20 protein-coding genes are annotated in these 17,972 nt (G+C 40.0%); 8 read left to right on the top strand and 12 right to left on the bottom strand.

Translation table 11 applies throughout. The annotated features are described in order from the left end of the window. Positions 1-15: 15 nt before the first annotated feature. From hscB to trmJ, 7 genes are all read right to left on the bottom strand, one after another. A complete protein-coding gene (gene hscB, locus K5Q58_RS17180) occupies positions 16-540 on the bottom strand; it encodes a co-chaperone HscB (protein ID WP_220755119.1) in 525 nt (174 codons plus the stop codon). A 48-nt stretch (positions 541-588) separates the two neighbouring features. Beyond that, on the bottom strand, positions 589-912 hold the full coding sequence (gene iscA / locus K5Q58_RS17175) for an iron-sulfur cluster assembly protein IscA (protein ID WP_102526361.1): 324 nt from the start codon (positions 910-912) through the stop codon (positions 589-591). Between the two features lie 13 nt (positions 913-925). After that, positions 926-1,309 (bottom strand): Fe-S cluster assembly scaffold IscU, encoded by a 384-nt coding sequence (gene iscU, locus K5Q58_RS17170; protein WP_102526360.1) that lies wholly within the window; start codon positions 1,307-1,309, stop codon positions 926-928. Between the two features lie 39 nt (positions 1,310-1,348). Further along, a complete protein-coding gene (locus tag K5Q58_RS17165; RefSeq protein ID WP_220755118.1) occupies positions 1,349-2,563 on the bottom strand; it encodes an IscS subfamily cysteine desulfurase in 1,215 nt (404 codons plus the stop codon). 78 nt (positions 2,564-2,641) lie between these two features. Then, a complete protein-coding gene (gene iscR / locus K5Q58_RS17160) occupies positions 2,642-3,103 on the bottom strand; it encodes a Fe-S cluster assembly transcriptional regulator IscR (protein ID WP_220755117.1) in 462 nt (153 codons plus the stop codon). A gap of 312 nt (positions 3,104-3,415) precedes the next feature. Continuing rightward, positions 3,416-4,237, bottom strand: coding sequence for a serine O-acetyltransferase (cysE, locus tag K5Q58_RS17155; protein ID WP_220755116.1), 822 nt, complete (start codon positions 4,235-4,237; stop codon positions 3,416-3,418). A 69-nt stretch (positions 4,238-4,306) separates the two neighbouring features. Beyond that, entirely contained in the window at positions 4,307-5,050 is a 744-nt protein-coding gene (gene trmJ, locus K5Q58_RS17150) for a tRNA (cytosine(32)/uridine(32)-2'-O)-methyltransferase TrmJ (RefSeq protein ID WP_220755115.1), read from the bottom strand. A 151-nt stretch (positions 5,051-5,201) separates the two neighbouring features. On the opposite strand from trmJ, the gene suhB reads away from it, so the two are divergent. The 8 genes from suhB to K5Q58_RS17110 all read left to right on the top strand — a co-directional run bounded on the left by suhB (position 5,202) and on the right by K5Q58_RS17110 (position 12,829). Further along, on the top strand, positions 5,202-6,005 hold the full coding sequence (gene suhB / locus K5Q58_RS17145; RefSeq protein ID WP_220755114.1) for an inositol-1-monophosphatase: 804 nt from the start codon (positions 5,202-5,204) through the stop codon (positions 6,003-6,005). 204 nt (positions 6,006-6,209) lie between these two features. Next, entirely contained in the window at positions 6,210-6,620 is a 411-nt protein-coding gene (locus K5Q58_RS17140) for a phosphate-starvation-inducible protein PsiE (protein ID WP_220755113.1), read from the top strand. Positions 6,621-6,777: 157 nt separating this feature from the next. Continuing rightward, entirely contained in the window at positions 6,778-7,080 is a 303-nt protein-coding gene (locus K5Q58_RS17135; RefSeq protein WP_220755112.1) for a PilZ domain-containing protein, read from the top strand. 155 nt (positions 7,081-7,235) lie between these two features. Then, entirely contained in the window at positions 7,236-7,901 is a 666-nt protein-coding gene (locus tag K5Q58_RS17130; RefSeq protein WP_220755111.1) for an AAA family ATPase, read from the top strand. Between the two features lie 292 nt (positions 7,902-8,193). Next, positions 8,194-9,873, top strand: coding sequence for a sensor histidine kinase (locus tag K5Q58_RS17125; RefSeq protein ID WP_220755110.1), 1,680 nt, complete (start codon positions 8,194-8,196; stop codon positions 9,871-9,873). Next, a complete protein-coding gene (gene btsR, locus K5Q58_RS17120; protein ID WP_220755109.1) occupies positions 9,870-10,580 on the top strand; it encodes a two-component system response regulator BtsR in 711 nt (236 codons plus the stop codon). Before K5Q58_RS17125 ends, btsR begins: the two co-directional genes overlap by 4 nt. A 275-nt stretch (positions 10,581-10,855) precedes the next feature. Continuing rightward, a complete protein-coding gene (locus tag K5Q58_RS17115) occupies positions 10,856-12,328 on the top strand; it encodes a carbon starvation protein A (protein ID WP_220755108.1) in 1,473 nt (490 codons plus the stop codon). 168 nt (positions 12,329-12,496) lie between these two features. Next, entirely contained in the window at positions 12,497-12,829 is a 333-nt protein-coding gene (locus K5Q58_RS17110) for a VF530 family DNA-binding protein (protein ID WP_220755107.1), read from the top strand. A 97-nt stretch (positions 12,830-12,926) separates the two neighbouring features. Here K5Q58_RS17110 and K5Q58_RS17105 read toward each other — a convergent pair whose 3' ends face one another. The 5 genes from K5Q58_RS17105 to nrdD all read right to left on the bottom strand — a co-directional run bounded on the left by K5Q58_RS17105 (position 12,927) and on the right by nrdD (position 17,960). Next, positions 12,927-13,706, bottom strand: coding sequence for a hypothetical protein (locus K5Q58_RS17105; protein WP_259651378.1), 780 nt, complete (start codon positions 13,704-13,706; stop codon positions 12,927-12,929). A 136-nt stretch (positions 13,707-13,842) separates the two neighbouring features. Continuing rightward, positions 13,843-14,457 carry a GTP cyclohydrolase II gene (ribA, locus tag K5Q58_RS17100; RefSeq protein WP_220755105.1) on the bottom strand — a complete coding sequence of 205 codons (615 nt, stop codon included), beginning with the start codon at positions 14,455-14,457 and terminating at the stop codon, positions 13,843-13,845. Positions 14,458-14,542: 85 nt separating this feature from the next. After that, a complete protein-coding gene (locus K5Q58_RS17095) occupies positions 14,543-14,899 on the bottom strand; it encodes a YibL family ribosome-associated protein (RefSeq protein ID WP_220755104.1) in 357 nt (118 codons plus the stop codon). A 385-nt stretch (positions 14,900-15,284) separates the two neighbouring features. Further along, the gene (gene nrdG, locus K5Q58_RS17090; RefSeq protein WP_220755103.1) at positions 15,285-15,767 is read right to left on the bottom strand and encodes an anaerobic ribonucleoside-triphosphate reductase-activating protein; all 483 of its coding nucleotides are present in this window, start codon (positions 15,765-15,767) and stop codon (positions 15,285-15,287) included. A 72-nt stretch (positions 15,768-15,839) separates the two neighbouring features. Then, positions 15,840-17,960 carry an anaerobic ribonucleoside-triphosphate reductase gene (gene nrdD, locus K5Q58_RS17085; RefSeq protein WP_220755102.1) on the bottom strand — a complete coding sequence of 707 codons (2,121 nt, stop codon included), beginning with the start codon at positions 17,958-17,960 and terminating at the stop codon, positions 15,840-15,842. Positions 17,961-17,972 lie beyond the last annotated feature (12 nt).

Genomic DNA, 17,972 nt, shown 5'->3' with positions numbered 1-17,972 from the left:
TAACAGAGCAAATTGTTAATCTAGTAGTGAATCTTCAATTCTTGCGAGTTCATCCTGCAATTTTGCCATAAATTTTAGCTTTCTTATTTGATCCGCTGCAGATAAATTATCTTCATCTGTGTTGGTTACTAATAATTGGGCAAGTAATTGCGAAAGTGTCTTTTCAAAGTCAGCAAACGATTGGTACAAATCATCAATTGATTCATCAGCTTGTTGACTATCTTTGATATCTTCTAGGGATTCACGCCATTCCATTTGCTGCATCAAAAAAGCGGTATCTTTGACTGTAGTGGTTTCATGGCTTATATCAATGCCACGTAAACTCAGCATGTGCTCTGCACGTCTTAATGGATTTTTTAGCGTTTGATAACCGTCATTAACCTGCGCTGTACGTTGCACAGACAGCAATTTTTGCTGTTCAGACTCGTTAGCAAATTTATCGGGATGAACCGCCCTTTGCAGTTCGCGATAGCGCTCTGCAAGGTTAGCGGTGTCGATATCAAAGGAAGGTGTTATTTGAAATAATTCAAAGTAATTCATTGGCAGATATCATGCTCTATGTTGGTAAATTAGAGTGAGGCTCTACTGCTACACAGTAAAGCTTTCACCACAACCACATTCACCTTTGGCATTAGGATTGTTAAATTGGAAACCTTCGTTTAGGCCTTCTTTAACAAAATCTAATTCAATGCCTTGAAGATAGATAAAACTTTTAGCATCGATAATGATGTTAACGCCTTCAATCTCAAAAACATCATCATCATCGTTAGCTTCATCAACAAACTCAAGCACGTAAGCCATACCAGAACAGCCAGATGTTCTTAACCCTAGGCGTAAACCCAAGCCTTTTCCTCGATTAACTAGGAAAGATTTCACTCGTTCAGCCGCAGCTGGGGTCATTGTTATTGCCATCTTAACTCCGGTATTACTTGTCTTGCTTTGATTTGTACTCATCTAATGCTGCTTTAATAGCGTCTTCGGCTAGAATAGAGCAATGGATTTTAACAGGCGGTAATGCAAGTTCTTCAGCAATGTCAGCATTCTTAATCGTTGCTGCTTCATCAACACTTTTGCCTTTAACCCACTCTGTTACCAGCGAGCTAGAAGCGATTGCGCTACCACAACCGTAAGTTTTGAATTTAGCATCTTCAATGATACCGTCTTCGCCGATTTTTAGTTGAAGCTTCATCACGTCACCACATGCTGGTGCGCCAACCATACCTGTTACCACTGAAGGATCATTCTTATCAAATGAACCCACGTTGCGTGGATTTTCATAATGTTCGATTACTTTTTCGCTGTAAGCCATAACAATTCTGCTCCGTTTATCGCTATCGATAATAATGTATTAGTGATGTGCCCACTGAACTTGGTCCAGATCGATACCATCTTTAAACATCTCCCAAAGTGGAGACATTTCACGTAACTTACCGATAGAGTCATCAATTACTTTAATTGCATGCTCGATATCTTCATCAGTGGTAAAACGACCAATTGAGAAGCGGATTGAGCTGTGTGCCATTTCATCATTCAAGCCTAATGCACGTAGTACATAGCTAGGTTCTAAACTTGCAGAGGTACAAGCTGAACCAGAAGATACGGCTAAATCTTTTAGCGCCATCATTAATGACTCACCTTCAACAAAGTTGAAGCTCACATTAAAGATACCGCAGTAGCGTTGTTCCATATCGCCATTGATATAAGTTTCTTCGATATGCTTAATGCCAGCCCATAGCTTGTCACGTAGACGAAGTATGCGCGCATTATCTTCAATCATATCTTGCTTAGCGATAGCTGCTGCTTCACCTAAGCCAACGATTTGGTGGGTAGCTAATGTGCCACTACGCATTCCACGCTCATGACCGCCACCATGCATTTGAGACTCTAAACGAATGCGTGGTTTACGACGCACGTATAATGCACCAATCCCTTTTGGTCCATACATTTTATGGCCAGAGATTGAAATCAAATCTACTTTAGTCGTTTTCACATCAATTGGTAATTTACCTGCACTTTGTGCAGCATCCATGTGGAAGAAAATACCTTTTGAGCGACATAACTCACCAATTGCATTGATGTCTTGAATAACACCAATTTCATTATTCACATGCATGATGCTCACTAAAATTGTGTCATCACGCATTGCACCTTCAATCACTGATAATGGGATAAGTCCATTGTCACCTGGTTCAAGGTAAGTCACTTCAAAGCCTTCGCGCTCTAACTGGCGACAAGCATCAAGTGTTGCTTTATGTTCTGTCTTACTGGTGATGACATGCTTGCCTTTCTTGTTATAGAAATGCGCAATACCTTTAATAGCAAGGTTACTTGATTCAGTCGCACCAGATGTGAAAACAATTTCACGGTGATCGGCATTGATTAAATCAGCCACTTGGTTACGAGCAATATCAACTGCTTCTTCGGCTTGCCAACCGTAGCGGTGAGAACGTGATGCAGGGTTACCAAACACACCGTCCATTGTCATAAATTGGACCATTTTGTCGGCAACACGTTTGTCGACAGGGGTTGTTGCGGCATAATCTAAATAGATAGGAAGCTTCATCATACACTCCGTACTGAGCAGTCATCTGTGTGACCACTTACAACGTACATATATTGTTATCGATACATCAACACAAAACTACAAAGTAACTCTGTGCTCATTCTGCATTTCATCTTGCTTTAAAGAGATAAATTGAACATCTCGTTTATGCATTAATCCAGCAAGCGTAATGCCATCTAAAAATTCTGAAATCTGTTTACTTAAATCTCCCCATAAAGAATGGGTGAGACAACGGGAGCCACTTTGGCAATTCCCTTTTCCCTGACAACGAGTCGCATCAACTGACTCATCTACAGCATGCACGACCATGCCAACAGAGATATCGTTCGCTTCTTGCCCAAGACGATAACCGCCTCCAGGACCACGAACACTAGATACAAGACCATGTTTACGAAGCTTAGCGAAGAGTTGCTCAAGATAGGAAAGCGATATTCCCTGTCTTTCAGAGATATCCGCTAAGGGAACTGGCCCGGTGGCTGAGTGAATAGCAACGTCCAGCATAGCTGTCACTGCGTAGCGACCTTTTGATGTCAGTTTCATAACGTTATTTGCTCCCATATACTATAGGGCAATTTCACCATACCCGAGTAAATTAGTCAAGTATTTAACCTACTAAATCACTCAAGTATTATATCTCGTTCGCGTCTAACAATTTAGGTCTTAAAAATTGCAGGGGTATTTAACCTTTTTATACCGCAAGATTCAATGCTAGAGAGCTAATAATTGACCGAATATGTGATAAAACTGCAGTATGTCAAAAAAAATTGATTACTATGAAAACCCGACTACTTAGAAATAAAAAAGTCGATACCTTTAAATGGGTATCGACTAAGTCATTTTCAAGGCTAATGCTTAAATAATTGGATCGAACTTATCAATTTCTTGAATTCGCTTCTCAGCAGCTGCCTGCTCTGCTTCTGTAAAGTTATCAACATTGAGTTCAGGTAACTTTTCAGTGCAGACTTCGCCGCCCATGGTTTGTACTGCTTGGCAAATCTCTTGTACTTTTGAGTCCATTAAGTGCATGTGATCCAACATCTGACCAATGGCACTTGCTACAGGATCAGGATTATCTGGCGATACTGCATATGCATCAAAGCCGTACTTCTTAGCCATAGCACTGCGGCGCTCAGTTTGCTCTTTCGATTGCTCGGAAGGTTTTGCCACAACGCGAGCAGGAATACCCACAACCGTTGTTTCTTTTGCAACATCTTTAACCACAACCGAATTAGAACCCACTCTTGCCCCGTCATGCATTGTAATTGGTCCAAGAATTTGAGCGCCTGCGCCAACAACAACATTGTTCTCAAGCGTTGGGTGACGTTTGCCTGCTTGCCAAGTGGTGCCACCTAATGTAACGCCATGATAAAGCGTACAGTCATCGCCTATCTCGGCAGTTTCACCAATAACAACCCCCATACCATGGTCGATAAAAAATCGACGTCCAATGGTTGCGCCAGGGTGGATTTCAATACCAGTGAACCAACGTGAGAAGGTAGATAAACATCGTGCTAGCAAATGCCATTTAGCATTCCAAAGCTTATTGCTAATGCGGTGAATCCAAATCGCATGCATGCCTGGATAGTTTACTAAAATCTCGAAACTACTATTTGCCGCTGGGTCGCGGTGATAAATAGATTCAATATCTTCCTTCAATCGCGCTATCACGCCCATGTCACAGTCCTTCTTTTACAACTTCGAATGTCTTACTTACTTCGTTATACAAATGACACTAACAACAGTTTATGACTCTTTGTCTTTGCTGCTATCTTCTTGCGGCATTTTTTTATCTATCGAGGTTAAAATACCGCGCAGAATATTCATTTCAGCCGTCTCAACTCTGGCACGACTGAATAAACGTTTCAGCTTAGTCATAATCTGACCTGGATGATTTTTAATAATGAAATTGGTTTTAGTCAATGTCGACTCAAGATGAACATAAAAGCGTTGTAAGTCTTCTGATAGTGGGTATTCCTCTTCAAAAGTTACTTTTTCATCCAACGCTAAATGTGCCATGCGGGTTTCATAACAAATGATTTGCACTGCCTGAGCTAAATTAAGTGAGCTATATTCAGGATTGGCTGGGATAGCAACATGATAAGTACACTCTTGCAGCTCTTCATTACTTAAACCGTGGTTTTCACGACCAAATACAATAGCAACAGGCCCTTTTAGACTCTCAAGTGCTAATTTTTCGCCCGCCTCTTTTGGAACAAGCATTGGCCAATCTAAGGTTCTGCTACGTGCACTTGTTGCAATAACTAGGCTGCAACCTTCAATGGCCTCAGATAATGAATCAACAATGGTGACGTCTCTAATCAAGTCGGCGGCACCTGCTGCAAGTGCGATTGATTGACCATCAGGCTCAACTCTTGGTTCTGCAAGGTACAGATTTGATAAGCCCATGGTTTTCATGGCTCTAGCAGTAGAGCCGATATTTCCGGGATGAGATGTCCCAACTAAAACAACGCGTATATTACTCAGCATGAAACTACTTTAATTGTCTAAAAAACTATTTGCGGATAGTAACACAAGCAGCAATTAAATCCTTATATGAAAATCTGCATTTGATAAACCTGTCAAAATGCGTATAATTACGCGGCTGATTTATTCGTTCTTTAACATCCAGGGGATTGCTATGCATCCGATGCTGACTATTGCCACGCGCGCTGCACGCGCTGCGGGCCAAACTATTATGCGCGCCTATACTGAACTCGACAAAGTTGAAGTTGATTCAAAAGGTCTAAATGACTTTGTAACAAGTGTAGACAAGGAAGCAGAAGCTACCATCACATACCAAATTCGCAAGTCTTACCCAGACCACACGATTGTCGGCGAAGAAGACGGTGAAAACCGTGGTTCTAATAAAGATTATGTATGGATAGTTGATCCTTTGGATGGTACCAACAACTTCGTTCGTGGTATCCCTCATTTCGCAGTATCTATCGCAGTTCAATATAAAGGCAAAATTGAAGTTGCCGTTATTTACGATCCTGTTCGCGAAGAATTATTCTCTGCAGTACGTGGCCAAGGCGCTAAAGTTAACGACTTCCGCCTACGTGTAACAGGTGTAAATGAACTAGCTAATACCATGATAGGTACTGGTTTCCCGTTCAAGTCTCGTCAACACACTGAAACCTACATGAACATTCTTGGTGAAGTATTCCCAGTATGTGCTGATATTCGACGTGCAGGTTCTGCCGCGTTAGATTTAGCTTATGTAGCAGCTGGTCGTTTAGACGGTTTCTTCGAAATTGGTCTTAAGCCATGGGACATTGCAGCAGGTGATTTAATCTGTCGTGAAGCTGGCGGTACCGTGACTGACTTCACTGGTAACCATAATTACCTAGCATCTGGTAACGTTGTTGCTGGTTCGCCTAAGGTGACTTCAGAGCTTGTTAAGATTATGCGTCCTTTATTGAATGAAGGCTTAAAACGCTAATCACTTTTCTAACAACATACCGTTAGAACATAAAACCGCCAGACTTAATTGTTATTGGCGGTTTTTTTATGTCTGCGATTTATCAATGGCTTATTGTATAAATCATATAAATTTATCTTTTTTGATCTGGATCACTCAGCAAACTGGCTCCTAGCAGAATATACTGAATTATCAATTAGATTTATAACAAGAGATAACATCATTATGCCGCTCCCTATCCTTCGTCAAATAGGCATCAAGAGCCTAAAAAGCGTTGAACACGTCGTTTTATTTATTATTTCCGTTGCGACCGTGTTTGCTATCGGCGAAGAAATCCTCCACATGTTCGAAATTAGAACAGTCGAGCTGGCAGATTTACTCTTACTATTCATTTATCTCGAAGTATTAGCTATGGTGGTTAACTATCTAGAGTCAGGTAAATTACCAATCCGCATGCCGATTTATATCGCCATTGTGGCCCTAGCCCGTTATTTAATTCTGGATATGAAAGGTATGGATGACTGGCGTATTTTGGCTATTTCGATTTCCACCATTGTACTTGCCTGCACCGTTATTGTTATACGCTGGGGTCAACTCAAACTGCCATACCCGAAGAATAAAGATTTAGATCATTAATCAGTAACCTCTCAGCACCAATCAAATATTGATAATTAAAGCGATAAGTAACTAACTTATCGCTTTTTTTATGGATGTTGATTAGTATTAATTAAGTGCATAAACAATGTACATAAACAATGTGCATTAACAAAAGCCAACACGGAGTGACGCGGCAATGTCTAATGAACCCACAGGATTTGAAGAAAAACGAAACTCATTAAGAGTGGATATGGAAGCTGAGCGCATTCTATTACATTGGATTGATAGTGCCGGCGAGCCTAATGAAGATTACGGTGTTTGTATTGACTTAGCACGCAAAGGGATACTCATTGATTACAAAAGCGCTTTCGAACTTGGAGATTTAATCGCTATCACCTTTAATCAAAATACTGAAAAACAAAATACTATTAAAGGTCAAGTATGCCGCTGCACACAAGCAAATCCGCAAAGCTTTCACATTGCATTGCAATTACTTTGATAAATCACCGGTAATGCCTGAGATAACCAATTACAAATTGGATTATTAATATAAAAATTTTTATTGCCGCTGATTTCAATACTTCTGATTTAATGAGTTATTTTCTACTATGATTAATTTAGGGCGATAGATATCTCATCAAATAAGGTAGCGCTATGATAATACTGGTAGGTGGAGAAAAAGGCGGCAGCGGCAAGAGTTGTTTAGCTCAAAACCTTGCTGTATATGTTACCGATACTTTTAAAGCTAATGTATTAATGGTTGATTGTGACCCTCAGCGCACAACATCAGATTGGATCCAAGCCCGCAACACCCAAACTGACTTAAAGCCAATTAATTGTATTCAGCTTTACGGTAAAATCCGTAATGATTTATTAAGCTTGGGCGAACGCTTTGACTACGTCATTGTCGATTGTGGTGGTCAAGATAATCTAGCAATGCGTGCAGCCATGTCAGTGGCGACTTATGTCGTCATACCGCTAAGGCCAAAACGTCGAGACTTAAAAACCTTACCTCACATGGAAGACATGCTCAGTACCTGTAAAATGGTTAACCCTAAAATGGTGGCAACTGTCGTCATCAGTCAGTGCCCTGCACTTCCCTCTCAGTTCAAGCGTATTCTAGAAGCTAAAGATGTTGTTAAATCATTTGGACTTACAGCACTAAATGCGGTGACCTTTAACCGCAATATTTACGATGACAGCGAAGAAAGTGGCTCGTCTGTGTTAGAGATCGATCCTGAAGGCAAAGCCGCACAAGAAATTAGCGCCATTGCAGAAGAATTATTTGCCATCCCACCTGATAACAACTTTGAGTTTTAATCTTGTAATTCAATTTGGGGTTAAAGATTATATTAATGCTTAATTTGACGCATAAGCAATTATTAATTACCAATTACCAATTACCACCAGACCCTGTTTCATCAGGGTTGATTATCTAAAAACAAATGTCAGTGTATTGCTAGTGCAGATACAAAATGTGATCTTTGCTAACTTATCACACAAAAACCGTTGCTCATTTAAGTTTGCTGCGCCAAGATCGTTTAAGCACTTTATATTGCACTAATTTACTTTCTGCTGACATAACTTAAGTTTGAATCAATAGGCTACCTCTATGGCACTTATTCTCCTCCTGACCCAACAGATGTGCCTGTACCTTGTTATCGTATACCTGTTCAGTAAAACCCCCTTGTTCAAAATGTTTGCTGAAACATCAACTCGCTTACCCCATAAGATTTTTATCTATGTGGTGTTTTCAAGCTTTTGTATTATGGCAACTTATTTTGGTGAGCAAACCACAGGTGCCATTGCTAATACACGGGCAATGGGGGCTGTGCTCGGCGGATTGTTAGGAGGGCCAGTTACAGGGTTCTTCATTGGGTTAACTGGTGGGTTACACCGCTACAGTTTAGGTGGGTTTACCGACCTCGCCTGCGCCATTTCAACCACTTTAGAAGGCCTTTCAGCAGGAATGGTCAGCTATTACCTCAAACGTAGCGGTAATTTAGAGCTGATTTACAATCCACTATTAGTTTTCTTAGTCACTTTTTGTGCTGAATTAATGCAAATGAGCATTATTTTATTAGTCGCTAAACCTTTTGATCATTCCTTAGAGTTGGTAAGAGCAATCGCGCCGCCTATGCTACTGGTTAACTCTTTAGGTGCAGCTTTGTTTATGAGTATGATCCTCGATCAAAAAACTATGTTTGATAAACTGTCCTCTGCTTTCTCAACTAAAGCATTAAAAATTGCTGAGCGCAGCGTAGGCTTGCTGTCTAAAGGCTTCAATCAGCAATCCACCAGCAAAGTCGCACAAATTATCATTGAAGAAACTCAAGTGGGTGCTGTCGCTATTACCGATAGAGAAAAGCTGTTAGCTTTTATTGGCATAGGGGATGACCATCATATTCCAGGCACTCCTATTTCTTCCCAAATTACCTTAGATGCCATAGCGAATAACACGGTAATGTTTGCCGATGGCGTCGATACAAGCTATTGCTGCTCTATTGCTGATAAAAGCTGCCGGTTAGGCTCAAGCCTTGTTATTCCGCTTCGCTGTGAAAATGAAGTGATTGGCACCATCAAACTTTACGAACCTAAAAATAAGTTATTTTTAAATATCAACAAAACCTTAGGTGAAGGGATAGCAAAACTGATGTCGAATCAGATCTTGTTTGGCCGCTATGAGCAGCAGCAAAATTTATTGACTCAATCTGAGTTGAAATTATTACAGGCTCAAGTGAATCCTCACTTTTTGTTCAATGCTTTGAATACTATCAGCGCCATTATTAAACGTGATCCACAAATGGCAAAGCAACTGCTACAGCAACTTTCACAGTTTTTACGGATCAATTTAAAACGAACCACAGGTCTTGTTAGTCTCAGTGATGAACTTGAGCACATTGAGGCTTATCTCTCTATTGAGCGAGCAAGGTTTATCGATAAACTACAACTAGATATTAATATTCCTACAAGGTTACATTATTTGCGCCTGCCCGCTTTTACCTTGCAACCCATTATTGAAAATGCGGTAAAACATGGTACTTCGCATTTAATTGAACAAGGGGTCATCACTGTCACTGCAGAAACAATAAATGAAGAGTTGATATTAAAAGTCACTGATAACGCAGGTTTATACAACCCTCCTGAACATTCAGAAGGGCTTGGAATGAACATTGTTCATAAACGTATTCAAAACCAATTTGGTGATCAATATGGGGTAAAAGTAGATTGTCAGAAGGATAAATTTACCTGTATTTCAATCCACCTTCCTTATTCAGGAGATGTATCATGATTAGCTGTTTAATCATTGATGATGAACCATTTGCCCGCCAGCAATTAGCTGATCTTTTAGTATCAGAAGCTGACTTTAAAATTATCGAACAATGCAGTAATGCCATTGACGGCTTACATGCCATTAATAAACATCAACCTCAGGTAATATTCCTTGATATTCAAATGCCAAGAATTACCGGCTTAGAACTTATCAGTATGCTATCGCCAGACAACATGCCACGAGTGGTATTTGTCACCGCTTTTGATGAGTATGCCGTTAAGGCCTTCGATAATAATGCATTTGATTACTTGCTTAAGCCCATTGAAGATAATCGCTTTAAGCAAACCATCGCCAAAGTCAGAAATGATTTAACTCCACAAGCGATTCAATCGATTGCGCCTGAATATATCGAACACTTACCTTGTTATTGCGGCAATAAATTAAAAGTTGTTGCCACTGAAGAAGTTGAATTCATTTATAGTGATGTTGGCGGCATTCATGTAAATGCCAGTAACAACTATTGCCATACTCAATTAACGTTAAAGGTGTTAGAAGAAAAAACCCCATTAGTGAGATGCCACAAACAGTACTTACTCGCACCGAGAGCGATTTCAGAAATTGAGTTGCTCGATACAGGAGCGGAAGTCACCACCCACAGTGGTAAAAAAGTCCCAGTTTCTCGACGTTATTTAAAGCCGCTTAAACAAGTGCTCGGTTTCCAGTAATATCGCTAATGAATAAGTACAAGTCCAAAAAACGCTAATTGACGACTTAAGGTGAATCAGAATTCAAAGGCGACAGTCTAATTCTATTTTCACCTTGACTGCTTAACTGATCGTAATACCGCGGAGTTCATAGCACTCTCTCTCATTTCTTAGTTTAACCGCTTAATCTGCCATAGTACCGCTTAGCCTCTCAAATCGACCCATTACCCAGTTTGTCCTTTTTTCTTGCCTTAACCTCGTTAAAGTGGCGCCATTGAAAATGGGAGATGTTTAAAATGACTTGGTTTTTACTTTGTGTAGGCTTGCTAATTGGCGGCTACTTTATTTATGGTGCGTTTGTTGAAAAGGTATTTGGGATCAATACTCAAAGACAAACCCCCGCATTCACAAAAACTGACGGCGTGGATTACGTTCCAATGTCGAAAGGAAAAGTGTACTTAATTCAACTATTGAATATTGCAGGTGTAGGTCCTATTTTTGGTCCAATCCTTGGTGCACTTTATGGACCTGCAGCCATGTTATGGATTGTGTTCGGTTGTATTTTTGCCGGTGCGGTGCATGATTACTTCTCTGGTATGTTATCAGTTAGAAATAACGGCCAATCGGTACCAAACCTTGCGGGTAAATACTTAGGTAAACCAGCAAAACATTTCATGAATGTGTTTGCCATAGTTTTATTGTTACTTGTGGGTGTGGTATTTATTTCAGCCCCTGCAGGCTTATTAAGTAAGCTAACTGGCTACGACATGGCTATCTTTGTTGGTATTATTTTCAGCTACTACTTAATTGCTACTTTAGTGCCTGTAGATAAAATCATTGGCCGCCTCTACCCATTCTTTGGCGCATTGTTAATGTTCATGTCTGTCGGCCTGACCTTAGCCATTATTGTTTCAAGCGAGCACTCATTGCTACCTGGTTTTGAAGCAAAAGATTTTTTAACTAATTTAAACCCGAATGATATGCCACTATGGCCTGCATTGTTTATTACCATTGCCTGTGGCGCCGTATCTGGTTTCCATGCCACACAATCACCATTAATGGCACGTTGTGTTGAAAATGAATCTAATGGTCGTTTTGTATTCTTCGGTGCAATGATTGGTGAAGGTGTTATCGCGTTAATTTGGTGTGCTATCGCATTATCATTCTTTGGCGGTATTGAAGGTCTTAACGCAGGTATGGACGGTAATCCAGCTAATGTGGTTTATGCTGCTTCAAACGGTTTACTAGGCGCTGTAGGTGGTTTCTTAGCTATCTTAGGTGTAATTGTATTACCGATTACGTCTGGTGACACCGCATTTCGTTCTGCACGTTTGATCTTGTCAGAATTTTTCAAGATGCCACAAACTCAAATCTCTAAACGTTTATTACTGGCTATTCCATTATTTGTGATTGGGGCAATTTTGACCCAAGTTGATTTTGGTATTATTTGGCGCTACTTCGGTGTTGCTAACCAAACAACGGCAGTATTGATGCTTTGGACTGCTTCAGCATATTTACTACGTCACAACAAACTACACTGGATTTGTACCGTACCAGCAATGTTCATGACCTGTGTTGTGATTAGCTTCTTATTAAGCTCACCGACATTAGGCGCTGGCTTGAACATGACGGTATCGACTATTGCAGGAGTAATTTCTACTTTAGTGATTACCGCTTTGATTATGGTAAAAACCAAAGGTAAAGGCGAAGTTGAAGATGATGAAGATTTAAAGCAAACCTTATCAGGTAAAGCCTCAACTGAAGCTTAACGATTCACCATTCATTAAACGTTTATAAAAACGATTAATTAAAGGCCGGTAACTTTGTTATCGGCCTTTTCATTGTTATCAATTAACCTGCGATTGTACTCATTGGTTTTAAGTATTTTTTTTGTCATTTGTTATAATGACCACAAATTAGTTTATTAAGCCTGAGTAATGACACAAGCAAACAACCCACTGCACGGTATAAAACTTGAAACCATCGTTAATGATTTAGTCGATAATTACGGCTGGGAAGAATTAGGAAGCCGTATTAACATTCGCTGCTTTAACGACAATCCAAGTGTTAAATCAAGTTTAAAATTTTTACGTAAAACCGAATGGGCTAGAGACAAGGTCGAATACTTATGGCTTAAAATGAATAAACTTCCTTTGCCTGCACCAAAGCCTTATGTGGACAGAAAGGACGCTCCTGCAGCAAAAGACTCAAAGTCTATTCATACTGATAAAAGTACTGAAGGTGTTAATGCCAACATTTGGGGCAAGTAGTCACTTTATCGTTTTAGCTGACTCACAGTATTAATAAGCATAAAAAAGGCATGAAATTCATGCCTTTTTTATTGAGTAATCTTAAAGCTAAACTTGCCTACATCGGGAATTCAAAGATTAAACGCCACACCTGTAACTCACCATCAGTTTGATAACTGATACCAAATCGGTCGGTGCTAAACCAACCCCAGCCAAGTGGTTTTGATAACGCCAAGGTCGCACCTACTTCATAAGTGCTTGATGTGTGAATGTCATCTTCTAACGGCGTAATAAACTTAAGCTTATTAAAATACCAGCGCCCAGCAACGAATAGTCTAGGTTCAATAGTATAATCCCCCCAATCCCAATGCTGGCCAATGCCGAAGTCTATTCCCGACTGCAATACTGAATAACTCTCAGAACTGTCATTAATACTACTTTTATAGCCCGCATAATAAACTCGATTCACCCATACCGGAGTATATTTAGCTTGCTCCAACTCATATAAGGCTGACACACCTGTTGAGAAAATACCCACATTGCTTGAATTGGAAAAGTTGTGCCCATAGCCTAAATCTAAATAGCTTTCCAATGTCAGCTGCTCATCATAAAGCCATTTGTATTCAATTCCTGGCGTGATGGTCATTGTGCCAACATTGTCAGGCAATTCACCTTCGGGTAAGTCACTGAAAGAGTAATTAAAAAAACCTAATGAGATAGGTAATCTTAATGTCAAAATATGATCTTCAGACTCTTCAATATCAAACGCAAACGGAATATTCACTACGGCAGCATTTTGTCCAGAAGCGCGGTAAATACCACTACCAATGTAATTGGCAAAAGCGTAGTGAGATAGATCGGGATTATTTGCCTCATCAGCATGACTGCTAGGCATCATAAAAAAACTAATAAAAAGCGCTGCAAATAACATTGCAACGCTCTTAGAATTGATAAAGCTAAACGCTTTCAATTGCGGTAACCCATTTTAATAAGCTGTTTTAATTACAAGTTAATGTATTCAAAATGAATCAAGGTTATTTTTCGTTATCGACAAAATGATGCTCAGTCATTAAATGACCTAGTTCTGTTGATTTCGTTTTTAAATAATCTTCATTGTAGCGATTTTTACCCACTTGCAAAGGCACTCTTTCAGCAACTTCAATACCTACAGATTGCATCGCTTTTACTTTACGTGGATTATTAGTCATGAGTTTAACTTTACTCACACCAATTTGCTTAAGCATAGGCTCAATCATATCGTACTTACGCATATCAGCTTCAAAGCCCAAACGCTCATTTGCTTCTACGGTATTAGCACCTTGATCTTGTAATTCATAGGCACGGATTTTATTTAATAAACCAATGCCACGCCCTTCTTGGCGCAAGTAAAGAATAAAACCTTGACCTTGCTCAGCAATGTTTTGCATTGCAGTTTGCAGCTGAAAACCGCAATCGCAACGTAAACTAAATAAAGCATCGCCAGTTAGGCATTCTGAATGAATACGGCCTAACATCGGCTCGGTGGCATTGAGCTCACCATAAGTTAACGCCACATGCTCTTTGCCGGTTTCTGTATCTTCGAAACCATGCATTGCAAATACGCCCCAAGGCGTAGGTAACTTAGAAGTGGCGATATATTTAATCGACATGGATAAACCTTTAAGACAACGCTCAATCCTTGAGACTATTCATCCTTGAACTGACATATATGTCATGACTATTTCGTATATTGGACTAGAATTTTGCAGGAGCAAAACCGGTGACAACAGTGATATTCATTTCACGGCCCATAGCTGTCATTGGATGAACAACTACAAGTCCTTTAACTGACTTTTTAAGTTTGCCCATATCAGCTTGTTCAGCTTTAGTCAGCGCACGATTGAACTTTAAGCCTTTAACTTCTTGACCTTGTTTGTTCAGTTGACGTGATTGCTGGTTTTTCAAACTAGCAATTCGCTTAGTGACTGTGGCAATTTCTTTCTTAAACTGCATGATAATCGCTTTATCTTCACGAGCTTCAGCGGCAGCAAGTTTACGACGAAACTTCTCTGCTTTATCGTTTAATGCTTGCAGTTCTTGTTTTAAATTCATTTCTTTACCTTAAATTCTTTCATGTTATCGATAGCAATGAGTTGTTTTGATATCGAACAACACTTTTTCGAACGCAAATTATATACCTAAAGAGGTTGAATTAGCTAACTTCAAAGCCCGTTACAACGCATAAATTTACTATTTCATCACTGGTATGGGTACTTCATCGTCTAATGGGTATAAATTGGACTTTGATTACTATAGTTTTTTATAACGTTTAAGTTAAACTCGATACTGTAATAACGTCATTATCGATGAAAACAAGCTCTGATTGTTCATGTCCCAGTTATTAATAGTTGTAAAACAAATCCATCAAAAGTGAGCTTCAAAAAGCTCTTTCATGACAATCAGCAAGCTACAACTAAAAGTTTACTAACAGCAACAGTTAACCAACAGTAATTAACTCACTTATGTCATGAATAACTTGATTTGAACTGCCACGCCATTTTAGGCTTGGGTCGGCTAAGTCTTGTTCAAACTTGCCATCAACTAATACATCCACATACGATAACACTTGCTGTTGTTTCAGCGACATTTCATCAAGTTTATAACCACTCCACAGCCAAATGTCTTTATCAGGGCATTCCGCTTTTACACGTTTTACTAAAGATAATATAGCGGTGAGATTGGCTGGAAATAACGGATCGCCGCCTGACAAAGATAATCCACGGCGTTTGATTCGAGTATCATTTAAATCAGCAATGATTTGATCTTCCATTTGCTTATCCACTTCATGACCTGAGCGAGGATCCCAAGTCGACTGGTTATAACAACCGCGACATTGATGTTCGCAACCTGATACAAACAAAGTACAGCGCGTACCGGGGCCGTTAATCACATCGACAGGATAATACTGATGAAAATTCATAACACTTACCTTTCAAATAAATAAGGCGCTATTCAGCGCCTTATTTGATTCTACCTTAACTCAATGACACAACTAGATATGCTTAACGCGGCGCTTCACTTCTTCTTGCTTACCGTGGTTAAACGGACGCGCATCTGGGCTACCTAAATAACCACATACACGGCGTGTTACCGATACTCTGCTTGGTTCATGGTTACCACATTTAGGGCAAACAAAACCTTTACTAGTACAGTTAAATTCGCCTACAAAGCCACAGTCATAACACTCATCAATTGGCGTGTTGGTGCCGTAATAAGGCACTCGGCTATAACTGTAATCCCATACGTTTTCTAATGCTTCAATGTTGTGTTGCATATTAGGAAACTCACCATAACAAATGAAACCACCGTTTGTGATTTCTGGATACGGTAATTCAAAATCAATTTTGTCGTATGGATTAACTTTCTTTTCAACATCTAAGTGGAAGCTATTGGTGTAGTAACCTTTATCAGTCACACCTTCAACTACGCCAAACTGTTTTGCATCTAACTGACAGAAACGGCTACACAAGTTCTCACTTGGGGTGCTGTATAAGCTAAAGCCATAACCAGTTTCTGCTTTCCAAGACTCTGTTGCACGCTTCATCACATTGATAATTTCAATGGCTTTGGTACGAAGTAACTCACTATCGAATACATGCTCTTCTGTACCGTATAACGCATTGATGGTTTCATGCAGACCGATATAGCCTAATGAAATCGACGCGCGACCATTTTTGAAAATTTCAGAAATATCATCATCAGCTTTTAAGCGAACACCACATGCGCCTTCCATATACAGAATTGGTGCTACTCGGGCTTTAACGCCGACAAGACGAGCAATACGAGTATCTAAAGCTTTACGAGCCAATGTCATTCTTTCATCAAGTAATGCGAAGAATGCTTTTTCGTCGCCTTTTGCTTCAATCGCAATTCTTGGCAAGTTAAGGCTAACCACACCTAAGTTGTTACGACCTTCGTGAACAAGCTCGCCATTTTCTTCGTAAGTACCTAAGAAAGAACGGCAACCCATTGGGGTTTTAAATGAACCAGTGACACGTTCAACTTGTTCATAGTTAAGAATATCTGGATACATGCGCATAGTGGCACACTCTAATGCCAGCTTTTTAACATCATAATTGCTATCAGAAGCTTTATGATTTACCCCATCACGAATAGCAAATACAAGTTTTGGGAACACCGCGGTTTTACGGTTTTTACCAAGGCCTGCCATACGTACTGTTAGTATCGACTTTTGAATTAATCGAGATTCCCAGCTGGTGCCCAAACCAAAACCGAAGGTCACAAATGGTGTTTGGCCATTTGCTGTATGCAGTGTGTTCACTTCATACTCTAAAGACTGGAATGCGTCATGACATTCTTTTTCTGTCTGCGCCATAGCAAAGGCTTCAACGTCGCTAACGCCCCACTCTTTACCAATCACTAATTGCTTTTGGTAACTCTTTTGTACAAATTCCGCTAACACTTCATCGATACGGTTAATGGTAGTACCGCCGTATATGTGGCTAGCAACCTGCGCGATAATTTGTGCAGTAACTGCTGTCGCTGTTGAAATTGATTTTGGCGTATCAATTTCTGCGTTACCCATTTTAAATCCATGGGTCATCATGCCCGCTAAATCAATTAGCATGCAGTTAAACATTGGGAAGAAAGGTGCATAATCAAGGTCATGATAATGCAGTTGACCTGACTCATGAGCTGCAACAATGTCTTTAGGTAATAAGTGCGATTTAGCGTAATGCTTAGCCACAATACCCGCTAATAAATCACGCTGAGTAGGAATAACTTTTGCGTCTTTATTGGCATTTTCATTAAGAATAGAGCTGTCGCTTTGTTCAACTAGACCACGAATTTCACAGTTAAGTTTACTTTTTGCTTCACGACAAATATCGCGGTCATGGCGATACTCGATATAATGGCGAGCCACTTCTTTATGAGGCCCTTCCATTAGTAAGTTTTCAACCAAATCTTGAAGATGATGAATCTCTACTTCTTGTTTGTGTGATAGCTGCTCTTTAATCACACAAGCTACAGTAGCTGCGTAATCTACATCGGCATGACCTGTAGCCGTCGCCATTGCAGCAACAATGGCATCCCTTATTCTAGACTCATCAAATACAGTCCGACAACCGTCCCTTTTTATTACTACAGGCATTACTTTTACTCC

It is taken from the genome of Shewanella sp. KT0246 (assembly GCF_019654955.1).
Classification (GTDB): Bacteria; Pseudomonadota; Gammaproteobacteria; order Enterobacterales; family Shewanellaceae; genus Shewanella; species Shewanella goraebulensis.
This window is presented reverse-complemented; position numbering and strand designations above follow the sequence as displayed.

Excerpts from the sequence above, each read along its gene's own strand:
- hscB (WP_220755119.1), bottom strand. The coding sequence starts at position 540 with ATGAATTACTTTGAATTATTTCAAATAACACCTTCCTTTGATATCGAC.
- iscA (WP_102526361.1), bottom strand. The coding sequence starts at position 912 with ATGGCAATAACAATGACCCCAGCTGCGGCTGAACGAGTGAAATCTTTC.
- iscU (WP_102526360.1), bottom strand. The coding sequence starts at position 1,309 with ATGGCTTACAGCGAAAAAGTAATCGAACATTATGAAAATCCACGCAAC.
- K5Q58_RS17165 (WP_220755118.1), bottom strand. The coding sequence starts at position 2,563 with ATGAAGCTTCCTATCTATTTAGATTATGCCGCAACAACCCCTGTCGAC.
- iscR (WP_220755117.1), bottom strand. The coding sequence starts at position 3,103 with ATGAAACTGACATCAAAAGGTCGCTACGCAGTGACAGCTATGCTGGAC.
- cysE (WP_220755116.1), bottom strand. The coding sequence starts at position 4,237 with ATGGGCGTGATAGCGCGATTGAAGGAAGATATTGAATCTATTTATCAC.
- trmJ (WP_220755115.1), bottom strand. The coding sequence starts at position 5,050 with ATGCTGAGTAATATACGCGTTGTTTTAGTTGGGACATCTCATCCCGGA.
- suhB (WP_220755114.1), top strand. The coding sequence starts at position 5,202 with ATGCATCCGATGCTGACTATTGCCACGCGCGCTGCACGCGCTGCGGGC.
- K5Q58_RS17140 (WP_220755113.1), top strand. The coding sequence starts at position 6,210 with ATGCCGCTCCCTATCCTTCGTCAAATAGGCATCAAGAGCCTAAAAAGC.
- K5Q58_RS17135 (WP_220755112.1), top strand. The coding sequence starts at position 6,778 with ATGTCTAATGAACCCACAGGATTTGAAGAAAAACGAAACTCATTAAGA.
- K5Q58_RS17130 (WP_220755111.1), top strand. The coding sequence starts at position 7,236 with ATGATAATACTGGTAGGTGGAGAAAAAGGCGGCAGCGGCAAGAGTTGT.
- K5Q58_RS17125 (WP_220755110.1), top strand. The coding sequence starts at position 8,194 with ATGGCACTTATTCTCCTCCTGACCCAACAGATGTGCCTGTACCTTGTT.
- btsR (WP_220755109.1), top strand. The coding sequence starts at position 9,870 with ATGATTAGCTGTTTAATCATTGATGATGAACCATTTGCCCGCCAGCAA.
- K5Q58_RS17115 (WP_220755108.1), top strand. The coding sequence starts at position 10,856 with ATGACTTGGTTTTTACTTTGTGTAGGCTTGCTAATTGGCGGCTACTTT.
- K5Q58_RS17110 (WP_220755107.1), top strand. The coding sequence starts at position 12,497 with ATGACACAAGCAAACAACCCACTGCACGGTATAAAACTTGAAACCATC.
- K5Q58_RS17105 (WP_259651378.1), bottom strand. The coding sequence starts at position 13,706 with ATGATGCCTAGCAGTCATGCTGATGAGGCAAATAATCCCGATCTATCT.
- ribA (WP_220755105.1), bottom strand. The coding sequence starts at position 14,457 with ATGTCGATTAAATATATCGCCACTTCTAAGTTACCTACGCCTTGGGGC.
- K5Q58_RS17095 (WP_220755104.1), bottom strand. The coding sequence starts at position 14,899 with ATGAATTTAAAACAAGAACTGCAAGCATTAAACGATAAAGCAGAGAAG.
- nrdG (WP_220755103.1), bottom strand. The coding sequence starts at position 15,767 with ATGAATTTTCATCAGTATTATCCTGTCGATGTGATTAACGGCCCCGGT.
- nrdD (WP_220755102.1), bottom strand. The coding sequence starts at position 17,960 with ATGCCTGTAGTAATAAAAAGGGACGGTTGTCGGACTGTATTTGATGAG.